General features: G+C 59.6%; 18 protein-coding genes. 17 read left to right on the forward strand and 1 reads right to left on the reverse strand.

Going from position 1 to position 11111, the window contains the following annotated elements:
• The first annotated feature begins 8 nt into the window (after positions 1–8).
• The 5 genes from ACOYNV_RS11985 to ACOYNV_RS12005 all read left to right on the forward strand — a co-directional run bounded on the left by ACOYNV_RS11985 (position 9) and on the right by ACOYNV_RS12005 (position 3047).
• Complete coding sequence (locus ACOYNV_RS11985; protein ID WP_422900012.1) at positions 9–200, forward strand: 4Fe-4S binding protein; 192 nt, start codon at positions 9–11, stop codon at positions 198–200.
• A 91-nt stretch (positions 201–291) separates the two neighbouring features.
• Positions 292–1020 (forward strand): dinitrogenase iron-molybdenum cofactor N-terminal domain-containing protein, encoded by a 729-nt coding sequence (locus tag ACOYNV_RS11990; RefSeq protein ID WP_422900013.1) that lies wholly within the window; start codon positions 292–294, stop codon positions 1018–1020.
• Positions 1017–1280 carry a DUF6129 family protein gene (locus tag ACOYNV_RS11995; RefSeq protein WP_422900014.1) on the forward strand — a complete coding sequence of 88 codons (264 nt, stop codon included), beginning with the start codon at positions 1017–1019 and terminating at the stop codon, positions 1278–1280. The genes ACOYNV_RS11990 and ACOYNV_RS11995 overlap by 4 nt, the downstream gene beginning before the upstream one ends.
• Complete coding sequence (locus tag ACOYNV_RS12000; protein ID WP_422900015.1) at positions 1270–2028, forward strand: 4Fe4S-binding leucine-rich repeat protein; 759 nt, start codon at positions 1270–1272, stop codon at positions 2026–2028. The genes ACOYNV_RS11995 and ACOYNV_RS12000 overlap by 11 nt, the downstream gene beginning before the upstream one ends.
• Before the next feature lie 50 nt (positions 2029–2078).
• Complete coding sequence (locus ACOYNV_RS12005) at positions 2079–3047, forward strand: hypothetical protein (protein ID WP_422900016.1); 969 nt, start codon at positions 2079–2081, stop codon at positions 3045–3047.
• A 308-nt stretch (positions 3048–3355) separates the two neighbouring features.
• Here ACOYNV_RS12005 and ACOYNV_RS12010 read toward each other — a convergent pair whose 3' ends face one another.
• A complete protein-coding gene (locus ACOYNV_RS12010) occupies positions 3356–4027 on the reverse strand; it encodes a thiopurine S-methyltransferase (RefSeq protein ID WP_422900017.1) in 672 nt (223 codons plus the stop codon).
• Positions 4028–4253: 226 nt separating this feature from the next.
• On the opposite strand from ACOYNV_RS12010, the gene nifV reads away from it, so the two are divergent.
• The 12 genes from nifV to ACOYNV_RS12070 all read left to right on the forward strand — a co-directional run bounded on the left by nifV (position 4254) and on the right by ACOYNV_RS12070 (position 11054).
• Positions 4254–5393 carry a homocitrate synthase gene (nifV, locus tag ACOYNV_RS12015; RefSeq protein WP_422900018.1) on the forward strand — a complete coding sequence of 380 codons (1140 nt, stop codon included), beginning with the start codon at positions 4254–4256 and terminating at the stop codon, positions 5391–5393.
• On the forward strand, positions 5386–6204 hold the full coding sequence (cysE, locus tag ACOYNV_RS12020; RefSeq protein ID WP_422900019.1) for a serine O-acetyltransferase: 819 nt from the start codon (positions 5386–5388) through the stop codon (positions 6202–6204). The genes nifV and cysE overlap by 8 nt, the downstream gene beginning before the upstream one ends.
• Before the next feature lie 8 nt (positions 6205–6212).
• Positions 6213–6764, forward strand: a complete 552-nt coding sequence (locus ACOYNV_RS12025; RefSeq protein WP_422900020.1) for a hypothetical protein — start codon at positions 6213–6215, stop codon at positions 6762–6764.
• Positions 6765–6774: 10 nt separating this feature from the next.
• Complete coding sequence (gene nifW, locus ACOYNV_RS12030; RefSeq protein ID WP_422900021.1) at positions 6775–7116, forward strand: nitrogenase-stabilizing/protective protein NifW; 342 nt, start codon at positions 6775–6777, stop codon at positions 7114–7116.
• Positions 7113–7604, forward strand: a complete 492-nt coding sequence (locus ACOYNV_RS12035; protein WP_422900022.1) for a nitrogen fixation protein NifZ — start codon at positions 7113–7115, stop codon at positions 7602–7604. Before nifW ends, ACOYNV_RS12035 begins: the two co-directional genes overlap by 4 nt.
• On the forward strand, positions 7570–8382 hold the full coding sequence (locus ACOYNV_RS12040) for a peptidylprolyl isomerase (RefSeq protein WP_422900023.1): 813 nt from the start codon (positions 7570–7572) through the stop codon (positions 8380–8382). The genes ACOYNV_RS12035 and ACOYNV_RS12040 overlap by 35 nt, the downstream gene beginning before the upstream one ends.
• A complete protein-coding gene (gene tnpA, locus ACOYNV_RS12045) occupies positions 8343–8642 on the forward strand; it encodes an IS66 family insertion sequence element accessory protein TnpA (protein ID WP_422900024.1) in 300 nt (99 codons plus the stop codon). Before ACOYNV_RS12040 ends, tnpA begins: the two co-directional genes overlap by 40 nt.
• The gene (gene tnpB / locus ACOYNV_RS12050) at positions 8639–8866 is read left to right on the forward strand and encodes an IS66 family insertion sequence element accessory protein TnpB (RefSeq protein WP_422900025.1); all 228 of its coding nucleotides are present in this window, start codon (positions 8639–8641) and stop codon (positions 8864–8866) included. Before tnpA ends, tnpB begins: the two co-directional genes overlap by 4 nt.
• A 90-nt stretch (positions 8867–8956) precedes the next feature.
• Positions 8957–9220, forward strand: a complete 264-nt coding sequence (locus tag ACOYNV_RS12055; RefSeq protein WP_422900026.1) for a DUF6900 domain-containing protein — start codon at positions 8957–8959, stop codon at positions 9218–9220.
• 94 nt (positions 9221–9314) lie between these two features.
• Positions 9315–10376, forward strand: a complete 1062-nt coding sequence (locus ACOYNV_RS12060) for a tyrosine-type recombinase/integrase (RefSeq protein ID WP_422900027.1) — start codon at positions 9315–9317, stop codon at positions 10374–10376.
• Between the two features lie 31 nt (positions 10377–10407).
• On the forward strand, positions 10408–10731 hold the full coding sequence (locus tag ACOYNV_RS12065; RefSeq protein ID WP_422900028.1) for a type II toxin-antitoxin system RelE/ParE family toxin: 324 nt from the start codon (positions 10408–10410) through the stop codon (positions 10729–10731).
• A complete protein-coding gene (locus tag ACOYNV_RS12070) occupies positions 10728–11054 on the forward strand; it encodes an addiction module antidote protein (RefSeq protein ID WP_422900029.1) in 327 nt (108 codons plus the stop codon). Before ACOYNV_RS12065 ends, ACOYNV_RS12070 begins: the two co-directional genes overlap by 4 nt.
• Positions 11055–11111 lie beyond the last annotated feature (57 nt).

Raw genomic sequence — 11111 nt, forward strand, 5'->3', positions numbered from 1 at the left:
GATACATCATGTCAATGAAAATCGACCCCGACATGTGCACCGCCTGCGGTGACTGCAAGCCGGTCTGCCCAACCAAATCGATCAGTACCGGCAAGATCTTTTTCAAGATCGATGTCGGCACCTGCACGGAATGCGAAGGACACAACGATTCGCCGCTGTGCGTCGAAGTCTGCCCGTCCGGTTGTATCGTTCCGGCCTGAGCAAGGCAAATTAGCGCCGTCGTTCCCGCGCCTGCGGGGATGACGGATTTCTTCTGGAATGTGAAACCTGTCCCCTGGCCTGGAGCTTGCCATGTCCGTTACCCCCATTGCCTCCCGCGAAGCCGCGTTACGCATTGCGTTAGCCGCCCGCGCCCTGAATGCTCTCGATGTTCGCGCCCTGGTTGGGGCGCTCATCGAAAAGCTCGAAGCGCCGCTGACCGAGACCAAGCTCGGCACGCTAACCGTTGAAGATATTCGTATCATTCTCGCCGGTGACTTTGCCGATCAGGGTTGCCACGTCGGTGTCGATTCGGAAGCCCTAAAGAACGCCGTGCGTCTGCTCTGGGGCCAAGGCGTCGAGAATAGCGATTTCCCTGTGGTCGAATCCACCGACAATTCCATCCCAGGCTCCATCCGGGTCGCTATCGCCTCCAATCGCGGTGAAAACCTTGACGGACACTTCGGCTCCTGCGAGCGCTTTCTTGTCTATCAGGTTGGCCAGGCCGCATTCAAGTTGATCGGCGTACGTTCCACCGTTGAGGCCGATGCCGCTGAAGACAAGAATGCCGCCCGCTCGGCACTGATCAAGGATTGCCAGATTCTTTACGTGCAATCGATTGGCGGGCCGGCGGCCGCCAAGGTGGTGCGCGTTGGCGTGCACCCGATCAAGAAGCCGACAGGCGGCACAGCCCATGAAGTCCTCCTTGAGTTGCAGGCTCGCCTATCCAGCCCGCCGCCGTGGCTGGCCCAGATCATGGGCGTGCCGGCGGCCTCGCTGGCCCGTTTTGAAGAGAAACTCGAAGCCGGAGAAGAGGCATGATCACACCTCTGCAACTGGTGCAAGTCGGCGAAACGATTCAGTTGGATGCCCGCATCGCCTTGCTGCGCGAGCGTTTTCCCAAGCTGCACTTTTCCGAGTGCAACGATGATGATGTTTCGCCGCGCTACCGGCCCGCTTTCAGCATGGATAGCCACCACCTTTACCTGATCTCGGGCGCTTCGGGCCATTGCCTTGAGCTGACCAACGATCACGAAACAGCGACCGGCATTCTCGTTGCCGCCAAGGTCGATGGGGAGTGAGAAGACTTCTGCCGATGCGGGATTCGGCCGACTGGGACTATGCGCTGGCTGCGGCTATTTTCCGGACTACCTGAACAGCCGCCGGTGCGCTCCAGGCGATGCCTGCATCCGTGCTCACAGTGGCCGACAGATCGACCGCTTCCTGCGCAGCAACCCCGCACTGGCCGAGAAATATCTAGATGATCTGTTCTGGGAGCGTCGCGCCATCGCCGCCCGCTATGCACCGGTGGACACTGTTTCCCGCCTTAAATCCGACGGCGACGAAGTCGTGCGTCGCGTCGTCGCCACACGCTTGTCTGTCGACCAGCTCATCAGCATGATCGACGATCCGGACCGTGAAGTTCGCCTCTCGGTGGCTTCACGTCTGCCGGAACCACTGCTGGTCCAGCTGGCCGACGACGCGGATTATCTGATCCGTTCCACCGTCGCCCGCCGTCTGCCGCACGGACAACTGGCCAAGTTGGCCAAAGATCCGGAGCGAGAAGTTCGCAAAGTGGTTGCAGCACGTTTGCCACCCTTCGCACTGCATCTGCTGGCCAACGACCAGGAGCCTGAAGTCCGCGCCATCGTCGCCGAGCGCGCGCTACCCGGCCTCGCCGCCAAGCTGTTACAGGACAGCGAATGGTGGGTGCGCCTGGCTGCCGTCAGTAACGCGCCCTTTGAATTTCTACCCCCGCTGACCGAAGACCCGGAAAGCGACGTACGTGAAGCGGCCCTGGCACGCCTGGCTGAAGAGCAAGCAAACTGAACCACCTGATCAATCCGAGCCACCAAAGCCACCTTACTCCGAGAAAAAACATGAATGAAACCCTGGCCTGGACGGAATATTGCAAATCCATCTCACCCGCCATCGTCGAAACCTGCGCCAAAGCCTTCGTCAGCAGCGGCCCTGGTGCCTTCGTCAAAGCCTTGAGCCTGGCACTGCCGGAGTGGAAATTTCGCCATGCCATGAGTCGTGGTGGCTGGTATCGCCTGGGCGGCATCATCGATAGCACCGGCCAGCGTGTTTCCGACAGTCTCGAAAGCTGGGTTGAAAGTGCGCTCAATGAGCGCGATGGCGATATTGGACAGCTTATTGACGACTTCACCGATCAGTCACTCTACGCCACCCGGCTGGTTGGTCAGACGCATTACCTGGTCGCCTCGGCCGGTGAAGAAACCGACGGATTTCTGCAACTGGAAATCGAAGTCCTGCAGGAAATGCGTGTCCATCGACTGTTTGCCAACGACCCGAGTACGCTCGAAGAGCTGGTCGATCCGCGCGGCGGTGGTGACCAGCCCGTGCCGGTCGGCCTTCCCTTTTACACATTTCACCGCGTGCACCACATCGGCGCCCTGTTGCGCCGCATGCTGGCGCAAAAGCCGGAACCAGCCCCCATTCATCGCATGATCGAAGACTGGTCGAAAAGTAGCGCCAGTAGTGCCAGTGCGTACTACAACCACTGGGTGATCGCCACCCGCGAACATATCGACCGTTACCAGCAGCCGGTTTTCTGCGCTCAGGCAATCGCCACTCTGGCCGGCGAAGCACCGGAATTCGGCGCTGCCGCGGGCACCAGCGGACTCAAGCTGAACGAAGCGCTGACTCATTTCAACCGTGAATCCGGCTACCCGATGGCCTGGTATTTTCACATGCTTACCAGCAAGGCCGTGCCGCACTGGGTTGCCGATAGCGTCGTAGAAGACTCGCTAGCCGGCTTCGCCTACTTGCCGCACCGCGACGTCGAAGTCGTGCGCGGCTGGCTGCATCGGCCGTATTCGGTGTGACCCGCAGGGGAGTGACAAGCCAAGCGCACTTCTTGGGGCACGCTGCAGCACAAGCCATGAATGGCTGTCAATTGTCTATTGGTAGTAGACCAATGGAATGTCTGAAGAGGCAATGAATTGCGTCACTCTTCAGACGCCTGGGAGTGAAAATATCCATCCTTTTCAGCTTGTGGGGCAGCAGGCTTGGTGAGTTCCCGAAAGGAAATCCGGCCTCAGCCGCATTCTTCCTCTAACTGCATAGGCTCACCTTTACCGTGAAAGATCCCCGACCCTCCGGAATGCTGTGGAACCCATGACCGCTCAGCCAATTATTCGGCTTTCGGCGTCAGCAAATAAACTTTCTGTTCGATACGAACGAGACGTTCCACAGCAGGGTCGGGGTCCGCTTCGAAGAGGCTTTCGACGTGCCTTAGCTTTATGTCGAAAGCCCGGGCGTAGAGGCCTGTGATTTCATCGGCTACTGCGAATGGCTGCTCCTGTGTCTCGTCGTCGTCAGGCTCTTCCGTGGTGAGCAGCAATATCTTGCAGGCAGCGGGCAGGATTTTCCGTAGATGTTCGAGGTAATCACCGCGAATCTCATCGGGTAGCGCGGTGAGCGATGCGCGGTCGAAGACGGCGGCGACGTCGCCGAGATCGGCGGCGCTGAGCTGGAAGAAATCACCACAAAGAATACTGATTCGGCCATGTTCCCACAGGATGAATTCACCCAACTGCCGGCGACTGGCCTGTATCCTGTTTTCGCGAAAGAAGGCGCGGGCAGCGAGCGGGCTGAGCTCAACACCGATCACCGTATGCCCTTGCTGTGCGAGCCAGAGAAGATCAAGGCTTTTACCGCAGAGCGGGACGAAAACCCGGTCGCTCGGGGCCAGGCCGAGGCCGGACCAGAACTTCACCAGATGCGGATTGACGGCTTTCTGGTGGAAGTCAGTTTTACGGTCACGCCAGGATTGCTGCCAAAGTTCGTTATCGCGACCCGTCATAGCGTTCTTTCCCCATCGCCTGGATTGTTGAATCAGCAAAATTTACTGATCGAATTAACAACGCTTTGAGAGTATCACTGAGCCAGGCATTTCTACACAGGGGTCGGGATTGTCAGATTCGCTACATTCCTCACCCGTTACGGTAACCGCAAAACACTAATCCACTATATTTCAATAGTTTACACATTGGCACCATCCTTGCTGCGTAACACTCGAGGAGATTGCCATGACCACCCCGCCCTTTGTCACCATCAACGACACCACCCTGCGCGACGGCGAACAGTCGGCAGGCGTGGCATTCTCGCTGGGCGAAAAGCTGGAGATCGCCCGCCAACTCGCGGCCATCGGTGTGCCGGAACTGGAAGTTGGTATCCCGGCGATGGGCGAGGAGGAGCGTGAGTCGATTCGCGCCCTCGCCGCGCTGAAGCTGGCGCCGCGCCTGATGGTGTGGAGCCGCATGCATCCGGACGACATCGCCGCCTGCGCCAATCTTGGCGCCCACCTGATCGACATTTCGATCCCGGCCTCCGACCAGCATCTGGCTTACAAGCTTAAACAGGATCGCGCCTGGCTGCTGAGTGAGTTGCCAAAATTCATCGGCGCCGCGCTCAGTCTTGGGCTGGAAGTCGGGCTCGGTTGCGAGGATGCCTCGCGCGCCGACATCAACTTCCTCTGCGCATTGGCCGAAACCGCCGAACGGGCCGGTGCCCGCCGCCTGCGTTTCGCCGATACACTGGGCGTGCTTGAACCATTCACCACTTTCGAGCGCATCGGCACGCTGCGCCGCAACAGTGGGCTGGAAATCGAAATGCACGCCCACGACGACATGGGCCTGGCCACGGCCAACACCCTGGCCGCCTGCAAAGCCGGAGCGACGCACGTGAATACGACGGTCAACGGCCTGGGCGAACGCGCCGGCAATGCGCCCCTTGAAGAAGTGGTGCTCGGCCTGAACAAGCTGCACGGCATTGAAACCGGGGTCGATCTCAAGGGCTTTCCGGCGCTCTCCAGCATCGTCGCCAGTGCCTCCGGGCGCGCCGTGCCGTGGCAGAAGAGTGTGGTCGGCGCCGGGGCTTTCACGCACGAGGCCGGCATTCACGTCGATGGGCTGCTCAAGCATCCGGACAACTATCAGTGCTTCGACCCGCAGGAGGTCGGCCAGTCGCATCGCATCGTGCTCGGCAAGCATTCGGGTTCGCGAGCGGTCGAGGTGGTCTATGCCGGACTCGGCATCGCGCTGGCTGAAAGCGAGTCGCAGGCGCTGTTGCCGCGCATCCGCAATTTTGTCGGTAAACACAAGCATTCGCCGGAGACGCCCGATCTGCGTGCCCTTCTGGCCTCCGTCCGGAGCCACCACCATGTCTGAAACGCTGACCATGACTGCAACTGCAACTGCAACTGCAACGATCACCGCAACACCCGGCCTGTGGGCGACCCTCAAGGAAGATTTGGCCTGCGTCTTCGAACGTGACCCGGCCGCCCGCTCGACGCTGGAGGTGGTCACCACTTATCCCGGCGTGCATGCCATTCTCACCCACCGGCTTTCGCACCGCCTGTGGCTGGCCAGCTGGCGCTTTCCGGCGCGATTCCTGTCGTTCATCGGCCGCATGTTGACCAATGTGGACATTCACCCTGGCGCCACCATTGGCCGCCGCTTCTTCATCGACCATGGCGCCGGGGTGGTGATCGGTGAGACGGCTAAAGTCGGCGACGATGTCACGCTCTATCACGGCGTCACGCTTGGCGGCACCTCTTGGAACAAGGGCCGGCGCCACCCGACGTTGTCCGACGGAGTGGTGGTCGGTGCCGGCGCCAAGATTCTCGGCCCGATCACCATCGGCGAACGCGTGCGCGTCGGCGCCAACTCGGTGGTGGTCAAGGACGTGCCGGCCGACCGCACCGTGGTCGGCGTACCCGGTCGCATCGTCGATAACTTGACTGGCGCTGCGGGGCGCGGCAAACAAGGCAGTATCAGCGGCATCAACCTGGACCACAACCTGCTGCCGGACCCGGTCGCCAAATCCATCGCATGCCTGATCGAGCGCATCGAAACCATGGAAAAGGAACTGGCCGAATTGCGCCACGAGCCGCCGCCCGACCATAGCGGCCAATGCAAGACCTGTAGCGCCGGTGACTTGTGCTGCGAGCACGAGTCCATGCACGGCAGATTGAACTGAACTACGCCATGGACCTGCTTGATTTCTCCGACTGCAAACTCTATTTCGAGGACCCGCTTCCTGCCGAGGCCGAGCGCCTGATCGCCCTCGCCGCCAGCGAATACGGCGAAGCCGGTGCCGAGTTGTCGCTGTTGCGCGCCCATTTGCTGGCCCCGGAAAACCTCAGCGTGCTGGTCGGCATCTACCGCTATGACTTCTACCAGCACCGGCTGGAGGATGCCTTGCACGTCGCCGAACGCGCCATGCAGCTTTCCGGCCGCGACCTCGGTCTGCCCAGCGACTGGAACCTTATTGACGAACACTGGCTCGGCACCGCGGCCGCCGTTTCCTTCGGGCTGCTGCGCTTTTACCTGCTGGCGCTCAAGGCGGCCAGCATCGCGCTGCTCCGTCTGGGCCAGATTTCCGCTTCGCGCGCCCGCTTGATGAAGCTGGCGGCGCTCGACTCCCGCGATCAGCTCGGTGCCGCCAAATTGCTCGAACTGGTGGATGAGTTTGAAAGCCCCGATGACCCTTCCGAGGCGGCCGGTTCGCTTCCCGAACTTAAACTTAACGAAGCCTGAGGAGGCACCCATGAACGACACACTAACGCTTGCCGAAGCCCTCGAAGATCTGGTTTCCGCCGAGGACTTTCTCGATTATTTCGGCATTGACTACGACACCCGCGTGGTTCAGGTGAATCGCCTGCATATCCTGCAACGCTTCCATGATTATCTGGCCAGGCAGGCGCCGAACCTGCCGCCGGAAGAAGATGCCCAACGTGGTATCTACCAGCTATGGCTTGAACGGGCTTACCAGGATTTCGTGACTTCGGATGCGCAGACTGAAAAAGTCTTTGCCGTTTTCCACCACGTTGACAAGCCGGGCGGTGGCTCAAGCTCCTTTGTGCCGCTGGACAAGGTGTTTCAGCGATGATGGACTCGCGCTGGGACTACGGGGAGCCGGTGCGCCTGACCCGTAACGTTCGTAACGATGGCACCTACCCCGGCATGGATACCGGTGCGCCGCTGGTTCGCCGTGGCAGCATCGGTTACGTGGTCGATGTCGGGACCTTTTTGCAGGACCAGATCATCTATTCGGTGAACTTTCTCGACGAAGGAAAAATTGTCGGCTGCCGGGAGGAAGAACTGATCGGCGCCGAAGAAGCGTGGACGCCTTCGCGCTTCGAGTTCCGCGAAAAGGTTCGCTCGGCCAAGGGGCTGTCGGTCGGCGGCGAGGTGCTGGTCGCACGCGGCGCCATCGGCGAGGTGATCAAGGTGATCCGTGATGCGCCGGGCGGTGTCGCCTATCACATCCACTTCGAAAGCCTGCTCGGCCGCGTACTGCAAATTCCTGAAGATGCACTGGACGCGGAGGACGGCACGAAAGATGAGGACCACAACGATGCAGCACGGCTATCTTGAATTGAAACTTTCCTGGGAACTGTTCGAAAAAGCGCCGGAAACACTCTCAGACCCCGAGCGTGGTCGTCTGGACAAGGTTGCCGCCAAGCAGAACACCATCGAGCGGCGCATTCTGGCCAGCGCCGAAGCGGCTAATGTCGTTGTCCCCGCCGCCACGCTAAACACGCGGCTGCAGGAAATTCGCAAACGCTACCCGAGCGCGGACGAATTCTCACAGGATCTGGAGCGCATCGGCCTCAGCGAAGCCGAACTGGAAGGCGCCGTGGAACGTGACCTGTACATCGAGGCCGTGCTCGAAAAGGTGGCGTCGGAAGCCGCACCGGTCACCGCCGTCGATGCCGAAATCTACTACCGTCTGCATCCGGAGAGCTTCGACCGCCCGGAAGCCAGGCGGCTGCGTCACATCCTGATCACCTTCGACAATGACCGGGAAAAAGACAAGGCGAGGACACGACTCGACGTCCTGCGCTTCACCCTGAAAACTGCCACCAAATTCGGCGAGGCCGCGCAACGCCTTTCGCAATGTCCGACAGCGATGGAAGGCGGCCAACTCGGGGTGGTCAAGCGCGATCAACTCTACCCTCAGCTTGAAGCGGCTGCTTTTGCGCTGCCCAAAGGGCAAATCAGCAACGTTCTGGAATCGCCTATCGGCCTGCACCTCCGTAAGGCTCCGTCGCTACCGCATGTACTCCTCCATCAAGCTCGTGCATTCTGGGTATTTTTCCGAAGGCACTGGTTATGGCGAGGCGTGGAGCTGAATTTTGGCGGGGTCAACTAGAAGCGTGGCATCGAAGTGATCTGACGCAGCGGGACTACTGCGCGACCCACGGGTTGAGCGAGAAGAGTTTTTATCGGTGGCGCGCGAAAGAGAAGGAATCGATCGCGGCGGCGAAGTCATCGCTAACTCTGGTGCCGATCAGTGTTGCTTCTCTGGCAACGAGCGGCGTCGTACGACTGCACAGTCCGGGCGGCTGGCGCATCGAACTGCCGACGACGAATGTCCCCTGGCTGGCCGGCCTCCTGAGGCAACTGCCATGATCCCGACAGCGACCCAGGTCTGGCTGGTCGTCGAAGCCATCGACATGCGTACCGGCATTGATGGTCTTTCGCAGCGGATACAGAACACCCTCGGTCGAACGCCGTGCGACGGCAGTGCCTACGCCTTCCGCGAGCAACCCGAGTACGAACTGGAAAACGGCAGTTGCATCGGCAACCGCGATTTTAGTTACGAAGACGTGCTCCTCGAATCCGAGGTGCGCTGAACGACCTGAAACCAAGCAGAAATTGCTTGGCTTTACTGACGAACAGCGCGTTCATGTAATCGTCATCAACGACATCACAAGGACATCACCATGAGCCAGATCGACACCATCCTGACCCTGATCGCCCAGAAGCACCTGGACATCAGCACCCTGGAAGCCCAGAAGTCCGACCGCCTCGACTTCCATGACGTTGACGTTGGTGTCGGCGAAGACTCGTGTTTTCTGCATACAGTTCGCACCTCACAGCTCAAAAGGTGCTGCGAGGTCGTACTGAGCAAAGAGCTCGGTCAAACCGCCCAGGCCAAGACCCATGGCTTTGGCGGCTTTACGCGCCGACAAACGCCCGTTTTCTAGCGCCTCGTGCAGCATCCGCACGAAGGAGGGGGAAAACCGCTTAGGCGGGCCTGATACGGATGAACGCTGCGTCTCCTGCGAGAGATTGCGGCGAGTGTCGTCACTGATAGGCGAAGCGTGGGCGCAATACATCGCTAACCCGCCAAAAAAGAAAGGCAAGACATGGGGCGCACGGCATTTATTCGACCATGAAAAGCTGATGCTGCCAGAGCGCATCAAGGGGGAAGGCGTTAACGCCCGCACCCTGACTGCTGGCGTACTCGCTTCACTGGCACCCTTGCCGCTATCCGCCCTGACCGCTGATCGTATCGGCGCATGGCTTGAAGAAGAAACGCCGCGCCGCGCTACACAAGCAGCCCTTGCCTTTCGCCTGCTGCGTGCCTTTACGAACTGGTGCAATGAACGCGACGAATACAAAGGCATCGCCGCACCTGACGCTTGCGCCCGCAAGGTGAGCCGGGAGCATTTAGCGAATGCTGGCGTTAAGCATGACTCGCTACAGCGTGAGCAGTTGCGCCTGTGGTTTGATGCTGTCCGCCGCATCCAAAACCCGACCATTGCCGCCTATCTGCAAGGACTGCTTATTACTGGCGCGAGGCGCAATGAACTGTCTGGCCTGCGTTGGGAAGAAGTAGATTTTCAATGGGGAAGCCTGACGATACGCGACAAGGTGGAAGGCGAGCGCACCATTCCGTTAACGCCCTATCTTGGAAGCCTGTTGCGCGACCTAAAGCGACGCAACGAAGCCGCGCCCACTGTGCGCCGCATGAATACACTGAAGGAAGCCGGGAAGCCGTGGAAGCCTTCGCCGTGGGTATTCAGCAGCCCCACATCCGAATCAGGCAGACTGCAAGAGCCGAGCATTGCCCACCGAAAGGCGGTTGCCGCCGCTGGCTTGCCGCCCGTATCGCTGCATGGCCTGCGCCGTTCCTTTGGTAGCCTGTCGGAGTGGTGCGAGGTTCCCGTGGGCGTAGTCGCTCAAATCATGGGACACAAGCCAAGCGCAACGGCTGAAAAGCACTACTACAGGGAGCGCCCGCTTGACCTGTTGGCTATGTGGCATTCCAGAATCGAAGCATGGATTCTCGAACAAGCCGGTATCGACTTTGTGCCAGAGAAGGCCGGTTTGCGAGTAATTGCCGGGAAAACCACATGACAAACCACGTTGTAACGTATAAAGTACAGATATGCATGATATTCAAGACTATGTGACGGCAGATGGAAAAGACCCGTTTAAGGATTGGGTGGCTTCTTTGGCTGACCGCATGGCGCGAGCACGATTGTTGGCACGAGTGCAGCGCATGGCCGCCGGAAACTTTGGCGACTGCAAACCGCTGGATGATGGCGTGTGGGAGTTAAGGATTGACCACGGTGCAGGCTACCGCATCTATTACGCTCGCGCAGGGAGTCGCTTGATTCTGCTGCTAACCGGCGGCGACAAGCGCCGACAGAAAGCGGATATTGCTACCGCCGTTGATTATTGGCAAGACTTGCAAAGGAGAAACAAATGAGCAAAGCATCGCGTCCGCATGGAGAAGCGGTAATCGAATTGCTGCGAGAAGACCCTGCATTTGCAGATGAATACCTGACTGCTTGTACGGAGGCCATTGACGAACCTGGTGGCCGTGAGGCACTGCTAATGGCGTTGCGTCAAGTGGCAGAAGCTCAGGGCATGGCCGCTGTTGCCGAACGTGCGGGCATGCAACGTGAAGGGCTTTATCGAGCATTGTCACCAAAAGGAAACCCGACACTTAAAACGCTGCTGGCTGTTCTTGCTGGCGCTGGCCTGCGATTGGCCGTGACACGAAACGAAGGCGCTTCGCGCGCGGCCTAGGCCTGCCCTTTACCCGAACAAATGACTGGACAGAAAAGACGATTTCGTATATTTTTC

Source organism: Propionivibrio sp. (assembly GCF_049316945.1).
In the GTDB taxonomy this organism is placed as follows: Bacteria; Pseudomonadota; Gammaproteobacteria; order Burkholderiales; family Rhodocyclaceae; genus Propionivibrio.

Excerpts from the sequence above, each read along its gene's own strand:
- nifW (WP_422900021.1), top strand. The coding sequence starts at position 6,775 with ATGAACGACACACTAACGCTTGCCGAAGCCCTCGAAGATCTGGTTTCC.
- ACOYNV_RS12070 (WP_422900029.1), top strand. The coding sequence starts at position 10,728 with ATGAGCAAAGCATCGCGTCCGCATGGAGAAGCGGTAATCGAATTGCTG.
- tnpB (WP_422900025.1), top strand. The coding sequence starts at position 8,639 with ATGATCCCGACAGCGACCCAGGTCTGGCTGGTCGTCGAAGCCATCGAC.
- ACOYNV_RS12000 (WP_422900015.1), top strand. The coding sequence starts at position 1,270 with ATGGGGAGTGAGAAGACTTCTGCCGATGCGGGATTCGGCCGACTGGGA.
- ACOYNV_RS12010 (WP_422900017.1), bottom strand. The coding sequence starts at position 4,027 with ATGACGGGTCGCGATAACGAACTTTGGCAGCAATCCTGGCGTGACCGT.
- tnpA (WP_422900024.1), top strand. The coding sequence starts at position 8,343 with ATGGCGAGGCGTGGAGCTGAATTTTGGCGGGGTCAACTAGAAGCGTGG.
- ACOYNV_RS12005 (WP_422900016.1), top strand. The coding sequence starts at position 2,079 with ATGAATGAAACCCTGGCCTGGACGGAATATTGCAAATCCATCTCACCC.
- nifV (WP_422900018.1), top strand. The coding sequence starts at position 4,254 with ATGACCACCCCGCCCTTTGTCACCATCAACGACACCACCCTGCGCGAC.
- ACOYNV_RS11990 (WP_422900013.1), top strand. The coding sequence starts at position 292 with ATGTCCGTTACCCCCATTGCCTCCCGCGAAGCCGCGTTACGCATTGCG.
- ACOYNV_RS12035 (WP_422900022.1), top strand. The coding sequence starts at position 7,113 with ATGATGGACTCGCGCTGGGACTACGGGGAGCCGGTGCGCCTGACCCGT.
- cysE (WP_422900019.1), top strand. The coding sequence starts at position 5,386 with ATGTCTGAAACGCTGACCATGACTGCAACTGCAACTGCAACTGCAACG.
- ACOYNV_RS12040 (WP_422900023.1), top strand. The coding sequence starts at position 7,570 with ATGAGGACCACAACGATGCAGCACGGCTATCTTGAATTGAAACTTTCC.
- ACOYNV_RS11985 (WP_422900012.1), top strand. The coding sequence starts at position 9 with ATGTCAATGAAAATCGACCCCGACATGTGCACCGCCTGCGGTGACTGC.
- ACOYNV_RS12065 (WP_422900028.1), top strand. The coding sequence starts at position 10,408 with ATGCATGATATTCAAGACTATGTGACGGCAGATGGAAAAGACCCGTTT.
- ACOYNV_RS11995 (WP_422900014.1), top strand. The coding sequence starts at position 1,017 with ATGATCACACCTCTGCAACTGGTGCAAGTCGGCGAAACGATTCAGTTG.
- ACOYNV_RS12055 (WP_422900026.1), top strand. The coding sequence starts at position 8,957 with ATGAGCCAGATCGACACCATCCTGACCCTGATCGCCCAGAAGCACCTG.
- ACOYNV_RS12025 (WP_422900020.1), top strand. The coding sequence starts at position 6,213 with ATGGACCTGCTTGATTTCTCCGACTGCAAACTCTATTTCGAGGACCCG.